At 40.8% G+C, this 16,641-nt stretch carries 19 protein-coding genes; 17 read left to right on the forward strand and 2 right to left on the reverse strand.

Annotation, left to right across the window (positions count from 1 at the left end):
* Window positions 1-26: 26 nt before the first annotated feature.
* The 3 genes from ahpA (at window position 27) to MHI08_RS06765 (ending at window position 2,164) form a co-directional block, all read left to right on the forward strand.
* The gene (gene ahpA, locus MHI08_RS06755) at window positions 27-569 is read left to right on the forward strand and encodes a biofilm-specific peroxidase AhpA (RefSeq protein WP_003211758.1); all 543 of its coding nucleotides are present in this window, start codon (window positions 27-29) and stop codon (window positions 567-569) included.
* An 82-nt stretch (window positions 570-651) separates the two neighbouring features.
* Window positions 652-1,110: a TlpA disulfide reductase family protein gene (locus MHI08_RS06760; RefSeq protein ID WP_024424727.1), complete on the forward strand. Its 459-nt coding sequence runs from the start codon at window positions 652-654 to the stop codon at window positions 1,108-1,110.
* 481 nt (window positions 1,111-1,591) lie between these two features.
* Complete coding sequence (locus MHI08_RS06765; RefSeq protein WP_342500098.1) at window positions 1,592-2,164, forward strand: hypothetical protein; 573 nt, start codon at window positions 1,592-1,594, stop codon at window positions 2,162-2,164.
* Window positions 2,165-2,211: 47 nt separating this feature from the next.
* Here the strand turns inward: MHI08_RS06765 and MHI08_RS06770 are convergent, their stop codons facing one another.
* On the reverse strand, window positions 2,212-3,129 hold the full coding sequence (locus MHI08_RS06770) for a hypothetical protein (protein ID WP_034623329.1): 918 nt from the start codon (window positions 3,127-3,129) through the stop codon (window positions 2,212-2,214).
* Window positions 3,130-3,214: 85 nt separating this feature from the next.
* On the opposite strand from MHI08_RS06770, the gene MHI08_RS06775 reads away from it, so the two are divergent.
* Genes MHI08_RS06775 through moaD form a run of 6 tightly spaced genes read left to right on the forward strand, consistent with a single transcriptional unit; the run spans window position 3,215 to window position 7,350 of the window.
* Complete coding sequence (locus tag MHI08_RS06775; protein WP_135031884.1) at window positions 3,215-3,796, forward strand: molybdenum cofactor guanylyltransferase; 582 nt, start codon at window positions 3,215-3,217, stop codon at window positions 3,794-3,796.
* Window positions 3,797-3,826: 30 nt separating this feature from the next.
* Window positions 3,827-4,843 (forward strand): ThiF family adenylyltransferase, encoded by a 1,017-nt coding sequence (locus tag MHI08_RS06780; RefSeq protein WP_342500099.1) that lies wholly within the window; start codon window positions 3,827-3,829, stop codon window positions 4,841-4,843.
* Between the two features lie 9 nt (window positions 4,844-4,852).
* Window positions 4,853-6,130, forward strand: coding sequence for a gephyrin-like molybdotransferase Glp (gene glp, locus MHI08_RS06785; protein WP_342500100.1), 1,278 nt, complete (start codon window positions 4,853-4,855; stop codon window positions 6,128-6,130).
* Window positions 6,112-6,636 carry a molybdopterin-guanine dinucleotide biosynthesis protein B gene (gene mobB / locus MHI08_RS06790; protein ID WP_025092378.1) on the forward strand — a complete coding sequence of 175 codons (525 nt, stop codon included), beginning with the start codon at window positions 6,112-6,114 and terminating at the stop codon, window positions 6,634-6,636. Before glp ends, mobB begins: the two co-directional genes overlap by 19 nt.
* Window positions 6,633-7,124, forward strand: a complete 492-nt coding sequence (locus tag MHI08_RS06795; protein ID WP_056766335.1) for a molybdenum cofactor biosynthesis protein MoaE — start codon at window positions 6,633-6,635, stop codon at window positions 7,122-7,124. Before mobB ends, MHI08_RS06795 begins: the two co-directional genes overlap by 4 nt.
* A complete protein-coding gene (gene moaD / locus MHI08_RS06800; RefSeq protein ID WP_024424733.1) occupies window positions 7,117-7,350 on the forward strand; it encodes a molybdopterin converting factor subunit 1 in 234 nt (77 codons plus the stop codon). The genes MHI08_RS06795 and moaD overlap by 8 nt, the downstream gene beginning before the upstream one ends.
* A 47-nt stretch (window positions 7,351-7,397) precedes the next feature.
* Here moaD and MHI08_RS06805 read toward each other — a convergent pair whose 3' ends face one another.
* Window positions 7,398-7,775 carry a hypothetical protein gene (locus tag MHI08_RS06805; protein WP_024424734.1) on the reverse strand — a complete coding sequence of 126 codons (378 nt, stop codon included), beginning with the start codon at window positions 7,773-7,775 and terminating at the stop codon, window positions 7,398-7,400.
* A 517-nt stretch (window positions 7,776-8,292) separates the two neighbouring features.
* On the opposite strand from MHI08_RS06805, the gene MHI08_RS06810 reads away from it, so the two are divergent.
* The 8 genes from MHI08_RS06810 (at window position 8,293) to lepB (ending at window position 16,587) form a co-directional block, all read left to right on the forward strand.
* Window positions 8,293-8,919: a YIP1 family protein gene (locus tag MHI08_RS06810; RefSeq protein ID WP_342500101.1), complete on the forward strand. Its 627-nt coding sequence runs from the start codon at window positions 8,293-8,295 to the stop codon at window positions 8,917-8,919.
* 9 nt (window positions 8,920-8,928) lie between these two features.
* Complete coding sequence (locus MHI08_RS06815) at window positions 8,929-10,035, forward strand: efflux RND transporter periplasmic adaptor subunit (RefSeq protein ID WP_073205021.1); 1,107 nt, start codon at window positions 8,929-8,931, stop codon at window positions 10,033-10,035.
* The gene (locus MHI08_RS06820) at window positions 10,032-10,733 is read left to right on the forward strand and encodes an ABC transporter ATP-binding protein (protein ID WP_342500102.1); all 702 of its coding nucleotides are present in this window, start codon (window positions 10,032-10,034) and stop codon (window positions 10,731-10,733) included. The genes MHI08_RS06815 and MHI08_RS06820 overlap by 4 nt, the downstream gene beginning before the upstream one ends.
* Complete coding sequence (locus MHI08_RS06825; protein WP_024426880.1) at window positions 10,720-11,913, forward strand: ABC transporter permease; 1,194 nt, start codon at window positions 10,720-10,722, stop codon at window positions 11,911-11,913. Before MHI08_RS06820 ends, MHI08_RS06825 begins: the two co-directional genes overlap by 14 nt.
* Window positions 11,914-12,233: 320 nt before the next feature.
* Complete coding sequence (locus MHI08_RS06830; RefSeq protein ID WP_024424739.1) at window positions 12,234-12,989, forward strand: DeoR/GlpR family DNA-binding transcription regulator; 756 nt, start codon at window positions 12,234-12,236, stop codon at window positions 12,987-12,989.
* The gene (gene pfkB, locus MHI08_RS06835) at window positions 12,986-13,897 is read left to right on the forward strand and encodes a 1-phosphofructokinase (protein ID WP_025092362.1); all 912 of its coding nucleotides are present in this window, start codon (window positions 12,986-12,988) and stop codon (window positions 13,895-13,897) included. Before MHI08_RS06830 ends, pfkB begins: the two co-directional genes overlap by 4 nt.
* 13 nt (window positions 13,898-13,910) lie before the next feature.
* Complete coding sequence (locus MHI08_RS06840) at window positions 13,911-15,803, forward strand: PTS fructose transporter subunit IIABC (RefSeq protein WP_024424741.1); 1,893 nt, start codon at window positions 13,911-13,913, stop codon at window positions 15,801-15,803.
* A gap of 211 nt (window positions 15,804-16,014) precedes the next feature.
* The gene (gene lepB, locus MHI08_RS06845) at window positions 16,015-16,587 is read left to right on the forward strand and encodes a signal peptidase I (protein ID WP_029706712.1); all 573 of its coding nucleotides are present in this window, start codon (window positions 16,015-16,017) and stop codon (window positions 16,585-16,587) included.
* Window positions 16,588-16,641 lie beyond the last annotated feature (54 nt).

Genomic DNA, 16,641 nt, shown 5'->3' on the forward strand with positions numbered 1-16,641 from the left:
ATATTATTTTTTGGAGGGATTTACATATGGCAGAGCGTTTTGTAGGAAAACAAGCTCCACGTTTTGAAATGGAAGCAGTACTTGCTAACAAGGAATTTGGTAAAGTAAGTTTAGAGGAAAACATGAAGAATGACAAATGGACAGTTCTTTTCTTCTATCCAATGGATTTCACATTTGTTTGCCCAACTGAAATTACAGCAATGAGCGATCGTTATGACGAGTTCGAAGATTTAGATGCAGAAATCATTGGTGTATCTACTGATACAATCCACACGCATCTTGCTTGGATCAATACAGACCGTAAAGATAATGGTCTAGGTGAATTAAAATACCCGTTAGCTGCTGATACTAACCACACAGTATCTAGAGAATACGGCGTTTTAATCGAAGAAGAAGGAATTGCTCTTCGCGGTTTATTCATCATTAACCCAGAAGGCGAACTTCAATACCAAACAGTATTCCACAACAATATCGGTCGTGATGTAGATGAGACATTACGTGTTCTTCAAGCATTACAAACTGGTGGACTTTGCCCAGCGAACTGGAAACCTGGTCAAAAAACACTTTAATTGATAGCTGAAGAAACAGGAGGGTCTAACTGATGTTAGACCTTTTTGTTTCGACACATACAATGGATGGAGGCGCTTCATAATGAAATTACGTCAACCAATGCCAGAACTAACTGGTGCAAAAGAATGGTTAAATGGAGAAGTAACAAAAGAAGATTTGATTGGTGACAAACCAACATTGATTCATTTCTGGTCAGTCAGCTGTCATCTTTGTAAAGAGGCAATGCCTCAAGTCAATCAATTCCGTGATGAATACAAGGATCAACTAAACGTTGTGGCAGTTCATATGCCTCGTTCAGAGGATGACCTAGATCTAGAAAAAATCAAAGAAGTTGCGAAAGAGCATGAAATCACGCAGCCAATCTTTGTGGACAGTGATCATCACTTAACAGAAGCCTTTGAAAACGAATATGTACCGGCATATTATGTATTTGATAAAACAGGTGCTTTACGCCATTTCCAAGCCGGCGGAAGCGGAATGAAAATGCTTGAAAAACGTGTCAATCGAGTGCTTTCTGAGTCTGAAAAGGCTGCAGAATAAGCTTTTCCCCCATAAATGGGGGTTTTTTCATGGACAAAAATAAGAAGCATATGGCTTCGGATGAGTTTTTATGTAGGTGTTATTCCTAAGAAAAGAGAAAATGAGGGAGTTTATTAAAAAATATCCCTGAAACAAAAAGGTATAACGACCTATTTACATTTTTGTTTTGAAATGAAAATGTAAAGATTTTAACTTTTTACTATTCAGAACGTTTTTGCACAAAAGAAATTTCAGTTAGGTAAATAACTATATAAATCAAGTAGTATAAGCGTTTATTCAATTTTTTTACAATATTTTAAGATTTGTCAAAAGCCTATAGTGGCAATGAAATGGGTGCCGATTTTTCCTCTTTGGCAAAATTTTAGTTGAAAATACCTATCTGTTAGCAAACTGTAAAATGATAAAAAAATAGTTGATAAAATTAGTTTTCTAATCTAATATTTACTATAGAATATTTTTTATATGATGAGGGGGAAATCCATTGTTTAATGAGAGGGAAGCGTTACGTTTACGATTGGAACAATTAAACGAGGCAGAAGTAAAGGTCATCCGTGAATATCAAATTGAGCGAGATGCGATTTATGCAAAATTAAGAGAATTAGACCGTCAAGGAACAGGTCTAGTGGCAGATACAAAAAAAGAAGTACGTACAGAGAGAAAGACGGATTCACTGCCTGTATTAGCTGAGCTTGCTGCGCAAGAAATGAGAAGCTACCAGCAGCCGGCACAAACACAATCATCATCTTTAGGAACAGGACAGCTAAACGGTGCACCTGTAGGTATTCCTGAAGGATCGACAAGACGCAGAAGAGGCACAGCTCGTCCTGGCTCTAAGGCAGCGAAGCTTCGTGAAGCTGCGATTAAAACGTTAAAACGTCATAATGCAGCGATTAAAAGCTCAGAGCTTCAAAAAGAGATCGAAAAAGAGAGCGGTCTTGAAATTCCAAATATGACAACGTTTATGCAAAGCTTAATTAAAATGTACCCTGAAGTGAAGAAGCCTTATCGCGGACAGTATATTTTAGAAGGCGACATTCAAACAGAAGACGAATAAATAAAAAACTGCTGAGCGTAAAAGCCAGCAGTTTTTTATTTCGAGAATTACTTCTTTTGATCAACTGTATAGACAATTTTGCGTTCCTTGGGCAGGTGATCACGCTGTTTTTTGAAGCTGTCGATTTTGACTGTCATGACCTCTCCATTACGCTGCACTGCATCAACGTGTTCCTGAAGTGTTTGAACTTGTTCGTTGAGTTTCTTCAAGATCGGTTCGATTTCTTCTGTCGTTTGCAGGATGCGGTCTCGTGAGAATGGCTGTGCATTTGTTTTTGCTGACTGGTCAATATCAGCAAAATGAGAGGCGATCCATTCTTCGCTTTCTGCTAACTGTTTTTGATAGCTTGTGAGCGTTTCGTAAAAAATCGCTTCTTTTGCTTTTTCTATTTGCAGCAATTTCTCTTGTGTTTCATAAAAACGCTCTTGAAGGTGTCTGACGCCTTCCTGTAATACATGAAACTCTGCATTTTTATCGCTCAATGTTTGCTGCAGCTTCTCAATCACTGCGGATAAAGTATTTCCTTTTTTCTCCTCTTTTGCAAGCTGTTTATCTTGATCCTCTATCCGCTCATTTAATTGTTGAGAGATTTCCTTATATTTGACAACTTTCAAATGCAGCCTGTGTTTTTCTTCGGTTTCTTTTCTTCTATGATAGGTTTCCTTTTGCAGCATCTCATGGAGAAGGACAATTTTATGTAATAATTCTGATTTGCTGTAGGAGAGTTCCTGTATTTTTGAGGCAGCATCGTGTTGATCATTGGTCATTTCATCCAATTGTTGTTTTAATTGCGTGAAATCCTTTTTCATCTCATGATATTCTTGAGTTAACTTCTTATTTTTAGAATACGTATATGAGGACTGTAAATCAGAGATCATTTGTTGATATTTGGCAGTTTCAGCTTTTAAGTATAAATTCTCTTGAGATAAATCATGGAATAGGGGAGAAGCATGGCGCCTGTTCATCGATAGACCCTCCTTATTCATGTTACCAATAAAGTATGCGAAAGGAGTGCGATTAGAACAACCATATCAAAGGAGGACTTAGAGGATGCACGTAGTGAATGTCATTTTAGCTGGAGGCGCTTCCAGACGCTTTGGAGAGCCAAAGGCAAGTCATATGTATCAAGGGAAACCATTATATGAGCATGTGAAAGAGCAGCTTTTAGAAGGGCAGACGGTTATCATCAGCCATCCGTCGCTTCTTCCTTTTTTCAAAGCAAGAGGTGAACAAAGTGTGTGGTTAGATGATGAAGAGGTGCGCGGATGCGGACCGCTTGCCGGCATATATACGGCGATGCAAAAGCAAGAGGCAGAATGGTATTTAGTAACGGCATGTGATATGCCTTTCATACGGAAGGAAACGGCGAAAGTATTATCGTCCTATTGGAGCGAGCACTCAGATGCCATTATCCCGCTTGTTCAGGGCAGATTACAGCCTTTGTTTGCGCTTTATCACCGCCGCTCTCTGCCGTTTATTCGCGCGTGTTTAAAAGAGAATCAATTTGCCGTCAAGGACTTGCTTCAAAAGCTTCAAGTGCGTATCGTTTCAGAGGAAGAACTGAACGTGACATCAAATGAATTTCGTAATATCAATAAAAGAAGCGATTTACCTGAAAACGGTATGATATGATACATAAAAAACGGTGAGGAGAGAACAGCATTGAATGACCGATATTCAAGACAAATCTTGTTCCCTCCGGTTGGGGAAAAAGGACAGCATGCGCTGGCTGAAAGTCATGTTCTGATCGTTGGAGCCGGTGCTCTTGGTACCGCCTCTGCGGAAGGGCTTGTTCGGTCTGGCATCGGTACGCTGACGATTGTCGATCGTGATTATGTGGAATTTTCAAATTTACAGCGGCAGCAGCTGTACACGGAACATGATGCATACGCACATGTGCCAAAAGCAGCAGCGGCAAAAAAACGTCTCGAGCAGATCAATCATGAAGTGACGATACACGCCCTGATTGAAGATGCAGGGGCGGAGCTGTTAAGGCCGTTATTTCAGAGAGCAGATATCGTCATTGATGCAACAGATAATTTTGAGACAAGAATGGTGATGAATGATTTATCACTAGAAACGAAGACGCCGTGGATATATGGCGCTTGTGTGAGCAGTCAGGGGATGTATATGACCATATTGCCGGATAAAACGCCATGTTTATCATGTGTGTTCACGGCAATGCCTGTTGGCGGCTTGACGTGCGATACAGCGGGGATTATTTCACCTGCCGTTCAAATGGTTTCTGCTTATCAGCAAACAGAGGCACTCAAATATTTAACAGGTCATGAAGAGCAAATCGAGCGGAAATTTGTCACGTTTGATCTTTGGCAGTCTACATCATTTAAAATGGATTTATCTCGCACTAAAGAGAAGACCTGTCCAACTTGCGGCACGGCAAGAACCTATCCTTATTTACATGATCAGCGTAAAAAATCGACGGTCCTTTGCGGACGTGACACCGTTCAAATTGTATCGAAGGATTTAGCAAAACTATCATTTCAGCATATAAAAGAGCGGCTCTCATCTTTATGTGAGGTGGAAGTAAACGACTTCTTAATCCATGTACGCTACGAAAACTACCGAATGGTCTGTTTCAAAGGGGGACGTGCATTAATCCATGGAACAAATGATGAAAAAGAAGCCAATTCATTACTAGCAAGACTGCTAGGGATATAGGAGTGATGTGTGATGGAAAGACGGCAGCCAATACCAGTAGAAGAGGCCATAAAGAAAGTCCACCAATACGAAAAACATGGAGAAATAGAATGGGTCCCTTTAAAAGACAGCCTTGGACGGTTTATTGCAGAAGATATTTTGGCAGACCATGATGTTCCGGCTTTTGATCGTTCTCCGTATGATGGCTTTGCACTTCGGGCAGAAGACACAAAAGAAGCGTCAAGTACGCATCCAGTTGAATTCGAGGTCATTGATCATATTGGTGCAGGAATGATCTCAGCAAAAACCATCGGTCCCTTTCAGGCCATTCGTATTATGACAGGAGCAAAAATTCCAAATGGCGCAAATGTCGTCATCATGATTGAACTGACGAAGACTTTTGAAAAAGGCGGCAAATCATTCATGTCACTGAAAAGACCGCTGAAAAAGGGAGACAATATTTCTCGTCAAGGAGAAGAGGTACTCAAAGGAAACTTGATGGTCAGAAAAGGAACAGATGTCACTCCTGGCGTCACGGCTCTATTGGCGACATTCGGATATGCGGTAGTGCCAGTTGTCAAAAAACCGGTGATTGGCATTATCTCAACAGGCACAGAGCTTCTTCAAGTAAGTGATGCCATGGTGGACGGCAAGATTAGAAATAGTAATCTTAGTATGGTCTATGCGCAGGTACTTGATGCCGGAGCTGAGCCGCTTGATTTAGGCGGAGTCTCCGATGATTTTGACAAAAGTTATCATGCAGTAAAAGCAGCCATGAGCAAGGTAGACATTCTGATCACAACAGGCGGTGTGTCAGTGGGCGATTTTGACTTTCTGCCTGCCATTTATGAAAAGCTGGGAGCCAAGGTCCTGTTTAATAAAGTAGCCATGAGACCTGGAAGTGTGACGACTGTGGCTGCAATGCCGAATGGTCAATTGCTGTTTGGGCTGTCCGGAAACCCTGCTGCCTGTTTTGTGGGCTTTGAATTATTTGTGAAACCGATCATTTATAAATGGTATAGGAAAGAAAATCCGTTTCCCACTTTTGCTGAGGCGAAACTCACACATGATTTTCCAAAAGCCAATCCGTTCACTCGTTTTGTCAGGGCGGCCCTTCAATTCACTGGCAGTCAGATCAGTGTGACTCCAACAGGTCTTGATAAATCAAGTGCAGTGACCTCTATTGCAGAGGCTGACTGTTTCATCGTGCTGCCTGGGGGAACAAGAGGTTTTCAAGCAGGTGATCAAGTTGATGTTCTGCTGTTTCAGCACAAAGGCGGTGGGTCTCCATGCTGGATGACAAATTAAGCATATTACAGGTGGTCGGTTATCAAAATAGCGGCAAGACCACGTTGATCGAAAAGCTCTGTCAGCTGGCTGAATGTGAAGGGCTGAAGCTAGGCTGCTTTAAACATCATGGACATGGCGGGACACCAGATCGTCTTTTCAAAGAAAAAGATACTGATCGATATATTCAGGCAGGTGCATATGCCGCAGGTGTGGAAGGAGAAGGTGAATTTCACTTTTCGATGCAGCACATCACGTTAGAGCAGCTGCTCAACATGTGTCAGCATCTTCCGTTAGACGCTGTTCTCATAGAGGGGTACAAACAGGCGCCTTATCGCAAAATCGTTTGTGTCAAGAATGAAGAGGAGCTTATTGACCTTTCAACTCTTTCTAATATACAAGCAGCTATTTATTTTTCTCAAGAGGATCCATTAACCGAAAATTACCCGTTTCCTGTGTTTTCAGCTTTTGATAAGCGCGGGATGACATTTGCTTTTCACTTATTGAAGGGAGGCGGCACGTTTTGAGCGAACTTTTTAAAATAACAAAAACGCCGATTGAGGTAAACGAATTGATTCAGCATGTGACAAGACGAAAGGCAGGAGCCATTACAACGTTTATCGGGACGGTCAGAGAATGGACAAACGGCAAGAAAACATTGCGTTTAACCTACGAAGCATACATACCAATGGCTGAAAACATGCTAAGGCAGATTGGACAAGAAATGAAGAATCGGTGGCCTGACACTGAAGCAGCGATTGTGCACCGGATTGGAACACTTGAGATAACCGATATTGCTGTTGCGATCGCCGTTTCGTCTCCTCATAGGAAGGCTGCCTACGAAGCCAATGAATATGCTATTGAACGAATCAAGGAAATCGTTCCTATTTGGAAAAAAGAATATTGGGAAGATGGAGAGGCCTGGATAGGTGATCAGCTTGAAACGGTTTCATATCCAGAAGGTAAACCTAGCCATCTTCAACTTGCAGAGAAAGAAGGTGATCAGCATGATTAATGTGTTATTGTTCGCCGGCCTTGCTGAGAAGGCCGGTAAACAACAAATCATCATTCAAAAAGATCAAACAACGGTTGATGAGATTAAAATAGAATTACAGGAGGTATATGGTGTTGATGCTGCACAAAATGTAATGGTTGCAGTCAACGAAATATATACGAGGGGAAATGCTGAAGTGCGTAGCGGGGACACTGTTGCACTCATTCCTCCTGTAAGTGGTGGATAATAGATATTAGAGGATTTGGTTATGGCCACCCGGCTGTAACCAATTTTTTATGTGTGAAAAGTTTGTAGAGGTGCTTGGGTGTGATCTTCGTAAATAAAACATCCCCTTCTTGCTTTAGAAATGTGAGGATCGAGCTGCTGAATGAGATCATACAATTCGCTGATTCGTCTCACATTGAAATCTGTTTGAGCTTGAAGCTGTTCCTTTAATTCTTTTGTGCTCACAATGCTTCCCTTTTTCTCTTTAATAATATCTACACATCTTGCAGCGTAGTATATTTTGTCGTTAGAAGGTCTGCTTTCTTTCATATCAAGTAATTTGAGCTCATGATAAATCGATTCTCTTTCCTTTCGAAAGTATTGCCATGCTTCTTGTTCCTTTTCATACAGTAAAATCAATTGCATTTTCAATTTTTCTCTTAACATTCACTTGACTCCATTTCCACTATCATTTAACCTACCTCTATTTTACATTATATGAAAAAATAACTTTTGATCAAGTAAAATCCCTTTATTTTTAATTTTTTAATATGAAAGTATTGATACTAAAGACTTATTTGTTCTGTAAAAGAAACCATTCATAGTCCTATAAAGCCGGGATTTGCCGAAATTACTAGGATTATTTTAACAAAAAATTGTTGTGTCTATGTAAGACCATGCGAATCCAAAAGAAAAGGATATTTATTCCGAAAGACATATTGTTTACTTAATAAAATGTTTTTAAGTCAGTAAAAGCACGATTCTTGATATGAATATGGTCGGATCATGAGGTCATTTGAAGGATTTCATTCGTGAAAATAGAATAATAGATAAAATTTTTTCTCAACGAAAATAAGAAAATTAAATGATCGATCACTTATTGGCAATCTTTTGATAAAATAGAAAGAAAAAGAGCGTCATTGTGCGTTTGCATACTTGCTTGACATAGAGAGGATGACATTTGATGAAAGAAAACATGCAAAAACCTACGATCATTGGAGTGAGCACAAGACCATCAGAGCACCTGAAAAGAGTATGGGAACATCCAGTTGTTTGGTGGCCTTTCTCTTGTGTGATTATTTTAACAGTCGTTGTGACTTATTTGTCTGAGCTCGTAAATAAGGGAATGTGGGCAGATTTAAGTTTGCCGGTACCTGTTGTTTATGTGGTGACGCTCATTGGCCTGGTATTTGGCATTGTCATCAATGCAGCTATATATAAGTTCATCGTATTTTTAGCGAAAGGTGATGCATCATTTCGGCAGCTGTTTTCAGCGGTCCTGTTCATTACGCCCGTTACGATCATTGGAACGATTATTTCTCATTTGGCAGTCATCCTTTTTCATGTTCCAAAAGACATCACGGTTACCTCGTTAAACGCGCTCATTCGAATTTCTGGTCCATGGCAGGCGGTGTTAGCCAATATCGATCTTTTTGTGATCTGGAATCTTGTTTTAACAGGCTTTTTATTCATCCGAGTTGGGCGTATATCACCGAGAATTTCTTGGGTGATTATAGGCGTTTTTTATATCTTATCGTTAATTTTTCAATATATAGGAACAGCAATTAACATATCAGTAAGCTGGGGGTAGAAGGTTTTTATGAGAAAGAAAATCATCATCGGATCTATTTTAATTATTGTGATTGGACTATTTATTGGATTTAATATTGCGAAAAACCAAGCAAAGCCTGCTTCTACAGCAGCGATTAAAACAGTCAAACTCACGCCGAAAGAAATCACATCTACGGTGATGACACCCGGGACACTTTCGTTCTCTGAAGAGCAGTTCATCTATGAAGAAGAGGAAAAGGGGAAATTGAAGGGAATTGCTGTGAAAGAAGGGGAAAAGGTAAAGGCTGGTACGCCGCTTCTTACATATGAAAACAAGGAACTGGAGCTTGAGGAGCAGCAGCAAGCACTAGCGGCTGAGTCAAGTACATTAAAACTGGAACAATTGCAAAAAAGGCTGAGTGAATTAGATGAGAAAAAAGCAGGCGGATCTGACGCTAATGCTAAAAGCGAGCGAGATCAGCTTCAATTAGAACTGAAAGCGGCTGAATTAGAACAAAAGCAAGCAGAGATCAGCCAAGAAAAAGTAAAGGCGCAAATAGAAGATTTAACCGTACATAGTAAAATTGATGGAACAGTCATTTCCATTGAGCAAGAGGCCGGAGCAGGGGGGCCGGAAGAAAGGCAGCCGATCATCCATATTGGTCATGAGAAAAAAATGATTGTGCGGGGTTTGATCTCAGAGTATGATGCCATCAAAATCAAAAAGAAACAAAAAGTGAAGGTAACGTCTGATGTTATTCGCGGGAAGAGCTGGCAAGGAGTCGTGAAAAAAGTGGGCGCTGTTCCTGTCCAGACTACAGCCGAAACAACTTCGAGCGATCAAACGGTTCAATATCCTGTTGAAGTTGAAATAAAGGGAAAGAAACCTGAGGCGAAGCCTGGTTTTAAAATGATCATGGAAATTGAAACAGATAAGCGCCAAGCGCAAACGATTCCTGAAACAGCGGTAAAAAAAGAGACTGATGGACAATACGTTTATGTTGTTCGAAAAAATGTACTGAAAAAAGTAAAAGTGGTCATAGGGGAAACGTCAGGTCATGATCTTGAAGTGACAAAAGGTGTCAAGGCAGAGGATCAAATCATTGCTCATATAGCAGATGATATGTATGACGGAATGGAAGTGGATGCTGAATGATTCAGCTTTCCAACGTAACAAAAAGCTATGAGGTCGCACACGAAACATTTGATGTATTAAGTGACATGAATCTTGTCATTGAAAAAGGCGAGTATATGTCCATTATGGGCCCGTCCGGCTCTGGAAAGTCAACATTAATGAATATTATTGGCTGTTTAGACCGCCCGACGACAGGACAATATCATTTTCAAGGTACAGAGCTGTCAGCAGCAAAGGATCAAGAGCTTGCGGTCATTCGAAATCAATCCATTGGATTTGTTTTTCAGCAATTTCACCTTCTGCCAAGGTTAAATGCGAGGCGCAATGTTGAACTGCCAATGATTTATGCTGGGATCAGTCAAAAGGAAAGAAAAGAACGTGCGGAATCGGCGCTTGAAAAGGTTGGTTTGGCAGATCGAATGAAACATATGCCAAGTGAGTTGTCAGGAGGACAAAAGCAAAGGGTGGCAATTGCACGAGCGATTGTCAATAAGCCTCAGCTTATTTTAGCAGATGAACCGACTGGTGCGCTCGACTCAAAAACAAGCATGTCAATTATGGAACAGTTTACACAGCTGAATGAGGAAGGGACAACGATTGTGCTTGTCACCCATGAAGAAGAAATAGCTGCGTATACAAACCGTACGGTCGTTGTGAGAGATGGACGGCTTGTTGAAGATAGATGGATACAAGGGGACGCTATGAATGAAACTCTTTGAAAATATCAAAATAGCGCTGAATTCGGTTTTAGCTCATAAATTACGTTCTATTTTAACGATGCTTGGGATTATTATTGGTGTTGGATCAGTCATTGCTGTCGTGGCGATCGGTCAAGGCGGTGAGCAAATGTTAAAAGGATCGATTTCAGGTCCAAACAATACCATTGATATGACATATACGCCTTCTGACGAAGAGTTAAATGCAAATCCAAATGCTTTATTCGAAGCCTCATTTACTGAGGAAGACATAAAAAGCATTAGGACAATCAATGGGGTGAAGCAGGTCGCCTCCTCGACTGCACAAGGAATGCAGCTGAGATTTCAAGATACGACAGTTGATGCGACAGTTAACGGCATAAATGAGGGGTATACGGATGTACATTCATTACAAATCGCAGAAGGACAGAATTTAAGAGATATTGACTTTAGAAGCGGCAGAAGAGCTGCCCTCATCTCGGATGGCTTACAAAAAGAACTATTCAATGGACAAAAGGCATTAGGTGAACTGATTTGGATGAACGGACAGCCAGTTGAAGTCATCGGTGTGTTAGCAAAACAGAAAGGGATGTTTTCATTTGATATGAATGAAATATATGTCCCATTTGCGATGCTCACCTCCACATTTGGTATGAATGAATATGATAAGTTGTCTATTCAAGTCGCACATGCGGATCAAATGAAGGAAGTAGGAAAGAGCGCGGCTGTCATACTAAATGAAAATCATCATACAGAAGATGCTTACGAAATGATCAATATGGAAGAAATCGCAGAGGGGATCGGTCAAATAACGTCCGTTATGACAACGATCATTGGCTCAATAGCCGGAATCTCTTTACTTGTCGGCGGCATCGGTGTAATGAATATTATGCTCGTTTCTGTGACAGAGAGGACAAGAGAAATCGGTATTCGAAAGGCGATGGGAGCAACAAGGGCGCAAATTCTCGTTCAATTTTTAATCGAGTCTGTCGTTTTAACACTCATCGGCGGGCTGATGGGAATTGCACTTGGTTTAGGCGGCGCTTCGCTAGTATCACTATTTGCCGGCTGGCCGTCTCTCGTATCTTGGCAAGTGGTTTGTGGAGGCGTACTGTTTAGTATGCTCATTGGTATTGTTTTTGGGTTAATTCCTGCGAATAAAGCAGCGAGACTAGACCCCATTGAATCGCTCAGGTATGAATGATTCGGAGAAGAATTTAAAGCATACAAATGGTTTACATTTGCCTTCATTACACATCAAAAGCTTTTATGCAAACCGCATAAAAGCTTTTTTTAGTTCCATTGAATGAAATAAAAAATGATAGAAATGCTAATATCATGACTTTCATCTTAATGTCACATATTTTTCAGTTTACAAATGGTACATATAAAGGTAAGATGACCATGGTGAAAGATTTTGATAGTTATTGAATGTATTTGATTGTTTTGTATTGATAATGTTGAAAAAAGCGATTACAATAAAGGTGCGCGCAAAATGAATACGTTTTCAAAAGGGGTGTTCTCATGTTAACACCGGAAAGACATCAACTCATTATTGACAGCTTAGAAGAAAATGATGTCATTAAAATACAGGACTTAACGATGATGACGGATGCGTCTGAATCTACAATTAGAAGAGATTTATCAGCCCTTGAAGAAAAAGGATTTCTTAAAAGGGTTCATGGAGGAGCAGCCAAGATTTCGAGTATTCGCCTTGAACCAGATGTATTTGAGAAGTCTGCCAAAAACCTTCAAGAAAAGTCATTGGTAGCAGAGGCAGCGGCATCTCTTTTAAAACAGGGCGACTGTATTTATTTAGATGCAGGTACAACCACACAGCAAATGATTGAATATATCGATCCAGATCAAGATATTGTTGTGGTGACAAACGGTGTGATGCACATTGAAGCACTTATGAGAAAAGGCATTACCTTTTACTTGATAGGCGGATCAGTGAAACATCGAACAGGAGCCATGGTGGGAGCCGCAGCTTTGACAGCGATGGAAAATTATCGTTTTGACAAAAGCTTTGTTGGGACAAACGGCATCCATCCCGAGGCGGGTTTTACAACGCCTGATCCAGAGGAAGCACTCATGAAAAAAAGAGCCATGAAACAGGCGAAAAAAACCTATATCTTATCAGATGCCTCGAAGTTTGGCGAAATATCGTTTTCAGCCTTTGCTAGTTTACAGGAAGCCACCATTATCACAAACGACGCAAAAGAGGATTCATTCGATAATTACCATGAAAAAACGGTTATAAAGGTAGTGAAAACATGATTTATACAGTTACTTTAAACCCATCAGTTGATTACATCGTACACGTGGAGGATTTTGCAGTCGGCGGTTTAAATCGTTCAACCTATGATCAAAAATATCCAGGTGGTAAAGGAATCAATGTCTCAAGGCTATTAAAACGTCACGGTGTTGAATCAAAAGCACTTGGATTCATTGGTGGATTTACAGGCAAATATATTCAAGATTTTTTACAGAACGAACAATTACAAACAGCCTTTCACGAGGTGTCAGAAGATACAAGAATCAATGTGAAACTAAAAACAGGTGAAGAGACAGAAATCAACGGACTCGGCCCATCAATTACTGAAGCGCAATTTGAGTCGTTTCTATCTCAATTTTCTTCATTGACTGAAGGAGATGTCGTGGTTTTAGCTGGCAGTATTCCTTCTTCATTACCTCATAACACATATGAGCGTATTGCTGAAGTTTGCCGAGAGCAAGGTGTAAGAGTTGTTCTTGATATTTCTGGCGAAGCGTTAAAAAAAGCAGCAGACATGAAACCGTTCTTAATGAAGCCAAATCATCATGAATTGGGTGAAATGTTTGAGACGAGTATTTCATCAGCAGAAGAAGCAATTCCTTATGGGAAAAAGCTGTTAGAACAAGGTGCTGAACATGTCATCGTCTCCATGGCTGGAGATGGTGCCCTATTATTCAGTAAAGAAGGAATCTATCAATCCAATGTTCCAAAGGGAACGCTCGTTAATTCAGTTGGAGCAGGAGATTCAGTCGTTGCAGGGTTTTTAGCCGGCGTTTCAAAAGGCCTTTCAATTGAAGATTCATTTAAGCTTGGTGTTACTTCAGGAAGCGCTACAGCCTTTTCTGAGGAGCTTGGCACAAAAGAGCTTGTTGACACACTATTACCACAAGTAAAAGTCACACGCATTTAAAGGAGGAGTCATCATGAAAATTACAGAACTACTCACGAAGCATACCATTAAGCTTCAATTAGACAGCCAGCAGAAAGAAGCAGTCATTGAAGAGCTGGTCACTGTTTTAGATACAGCAGGCAAGTTAAATGATAAAGAGGGCTACAAAGAAGCTGTGATCAATCGTGAAAAACAGAGCTCTACTGGTATTGGCGAAGGAATTGCCATCCCGCACGCTAAAACAGCGAGTGTAAAAGAGCCTGCTATTGCATTTGGCCGCTCAACTGCTGGTGTAGATTATGAATCACTAGACGCTCAGCCGAGTCATCTTGTCTTTATGATTGCCGCAACTGAAGGCGCAAACAACACGCACTTAGAGGCACTTTCTCGTTTATCCACACTTCTTATGCGTGAAGAAATTCGAAAGCAGCTCCTTGAAGCGGCGACTGAAGATGAAATCATTGAGATCATCAATACACATGATCAAGATGATGAAGAAGAAGAGGAAGTTCAAGAGGAGCCGGCTGCAGAAGGAAAGCCTGCCAAAATTTTAGCGGTAACCGCTTGCCCGACAGGCATTGCCCATACATTTATGGCAGCAGATGCTTTGAAAGAAAAAGCAAAAGAAATGGGCGTTGACATTAAAGTTGAAACAAACGGCTCTGGCGGTATTAAACATGCCCTTACAGCAAAAGAAATTGAAGAAGCACCAGCCATCATTGTGGCAGCGGACAAGCAAGTAGAAATGGAACGCTTTAAAGGCAAGCATGTCATTGAAGTCCCTGTAACAGCTGGTATTCGCCGTCCACAGGAATTAATTGAAAAAGCAATCAATCAAGATGCGCCGATTTATAAAGGTTCAGGCGGCAGTTCTTCTAAAGAGGAAAATGAATCATCTGGCAAAGGAAGAAGCGGATTTTACAAGCACTTAATGAGTGGTGTAAGTAACATGCTTCCATTTGTTGTCGGAGGCGGTATCCTTGTTGCGATTTCATTCTTCTGGGGCATTAACTCAGCAGATCCTAAGGACCCTTCATTTAATTCATTTGCAGCTGTCTTAAAAGGAATTGGCGGCGATAATGCGCTTGCCTTAATCGTTGCAGTATTAGCTGGATTTATTGCCATGAGTATTGCAGATCGTCCAGGTTTTGCGCCAGGTATGGTCGGTGGTTTTATGGCGTCAGCAGCAGGTGCAGGGTTCTTAGGCGGATTGATTGCTGGTTTCCTAGCAGGTTACATTGTTGTGCTGCTCAAAAAAGTATTCACATTCGTACCGCAGACACTCGACGGGATTAAACCGGTTCTGCTGTATCCATTGTTCGGTATTTTCTTCACAGGCATTATCATGCATTATATTGTCAACACACCAGTGAAAATGGTGATGGACGGATTAACACATTGGCTTGAATCATTAGGTACGGGAAACCTTGTCTTAATGGGTATTATTTTAGCTGGTATGATGGCAATTGATATGGGAGGCCCAATTAACAAAGCGGCTTACACATTTGGTCTTGCGATGATTGCTGCTGGCAACTATGCACCGCATGCTGCGATTATGGCAGGCGGAATGGTTCCACCACTAGGTATTGCACTTGCAACAACGATCTTTAGAAATAAGTTCTCAAAACGTGACCGTGAAGCAGGGATTACATGTTACTTCATGGGAGCTGCCTTCATCACGGAAGGAGCGATCCCATTTGCGGCGGCAGATCCTCTTCGTGTGATTCCTTCAGCTGTTATTGGTGCAGCAGTTGCTGGCGGATTAACGGAATTCTTCAGAGTGACGCTTCCTGCACCGCATGGCGGACTATTTGTTTTCTGGGTAACAAATCATCCAGTTCTTTATATCATCAGCATCTTAATCGGTGCCGTTGTGACAGCGATTTTACTGGGTATTTTGAAAAAACCAGTCAGACAAGAAGCGTAATGCAGAAGAGAAGCATCGTGTAAAACGGTGCTTCTTTTTGTTTAATTATCAGTGAATTAGGAAAAAATATCTAATTAGATGGTTGTCTTGTGAATTTTTAAATGACATATGATAAAGTAAAGTTATTCAATTCACGTTTCAAGTCTTTTAGCAGAAAGTCTTAGGAGGAAGCAGTATTTTGAACGAAGAAAACAAACAAAACGAAAATGAAATTCAATCTGATGCGAAGCAAGCCAAAACAGAGAAGAAAAGTTCACTATTTGAATGGATCAAAGCCATTTTAATCGCACTTGCGCTCGTCTTGCTCATCCGTACGTTTATATTTGAACCGTATGTGGTGGAAGGAGAGTCAATGGAACCGACACTTCATGACGGGGAAAAGCTGTTTGTCAACAAAACCATTAACTATCTCGGTGGTGTGAAACGCGGTGACATCGTGATTATTAATGGAAAAGATGGTCAGAAGATTCATTATGTCAAACGGTTAATCGGCCTTCCAGGTGATACGATTGAAATGAAGGATGATACGCTTTACATTAATGGAAAAAAAGTAGATGAGCCTTATTTAAAAGAGAACAAGGCGCATGCGAAAGAGTATGAAGTGCATTTAACTGGAGATTTTGGTCCAGTAAAAGTACCGAAAAACGATTACTTTGTGATGGGGGACAACAGACTCAATTCCATGGACAGCCGAAATGGACTTGGCCTCATTGAAAAGGATCGGGTTGTCGGGACATCAGAATTTGTTTTCTTCCCATTTGGCGATATTCGACAGACAAAATAAAAGCACCTTCTCATGGGCAAGAGAAAGGTACTTGAACGAGCGACCCTTACAGAA

Source organism: Bacillus sp. FSL M7-0791, assembly GCF_038627085.1.
Lineage (GTDB): Bacteria > Bacillota > Bacilli > Bacillales > Bacillaceae > Bacillus > Bacillus safensis.

Coding starts and splice junctions, on each gene's coding strand:
- ahpA (WP_003211758.1), top strand. CDS start 27: ATGGCAGAGCGTTTTGTAGGAAAACAAGCTCCACGTTTTGAAATGGAA.
- MHI08_RS06760 (WP_024424727.1), top strand. CDS start 652: ATGAAATTACGTCAACCAATGCCAGAACTAACTGGTGCAAAAGAATGG.
- MHI08_RS06770 (WP_034623329.1), bottom strand. CDS start 3,129: ATGAACAGGCGCCATGCTTCTCCCCTATTCCATGATTTATCTCAAGAG.
- MHI08_RS06775 (WP_135031884.1), top strand. CDS start 3,215: ATGCACGTAGTGAATGTCATTTTAGCTGGAGGCGCTTCCAGACGCTTT.
- mobB (WP_025092378.1), top strand. CDS start 6,112: ATGCTGGATGACAAATTAAGCATATTACAGGTGGTCGGTTATCAAAAT.
- moaD (WP_024424733.1), top strand. CDS start 7,117: ATGATTAATGTGTTATTGTTCGCCGGCCTTGCTGAGAAGGCCGGTAAA.
- MHI08_RS06805 (WP_024424734.1), bottom strand. CDS start 7,775: ATGTTAAGAGAAAAATTGAAAATGCAATTGATTTTACTGTATGAAAAG.
- MHI08_RS06810 (WP_342500101.1), top strand. CDS start 8,293: ATGAAAGAAAACATGCAAAAACCTACGATCATTGGAGTGAGCACAAGA.
- MHI08_RS06815 (WP_073205021.1), top strand. CDS start 8,929: ATGAGAAAGAAAATCATCATCGGATCTATTTTAATTATTGTGATTGGA.
- MHI08_RS06820 (WP_342500102.1), top strand. CDS start 10,032: ATGATTCAGCTTTCCAACGTAACAAAAAGCTATGAGGTCGCACACGAA.
- MHI08_RS06825 (WP_024426880.1), top strand. CDS start 10,720: ATGAAACTCTTTGAAAATATCAAAATAGCGCTGAATTCGGTTTTAGCT.
- MHI08_RS06830 (WP_024424739.1), top strand. CDS start 12,234: ATGTTAACACCGGAAAGACATCAACTCATTATTGACAGCTTAGAAGAA.
- pfkB (WP_025092362.1), top strand. CDS start 12,986: ATGATTTATACAGTTACTTTAAACCCATCAGTTGATTACATCGTACAC.
- MHI08_RS06840 (WP_024424741.1), top strand. CDS start 13,911: ATGAAAATTACAGAACTACTCACGAAGCATACCATTAAGCTTCAATTA.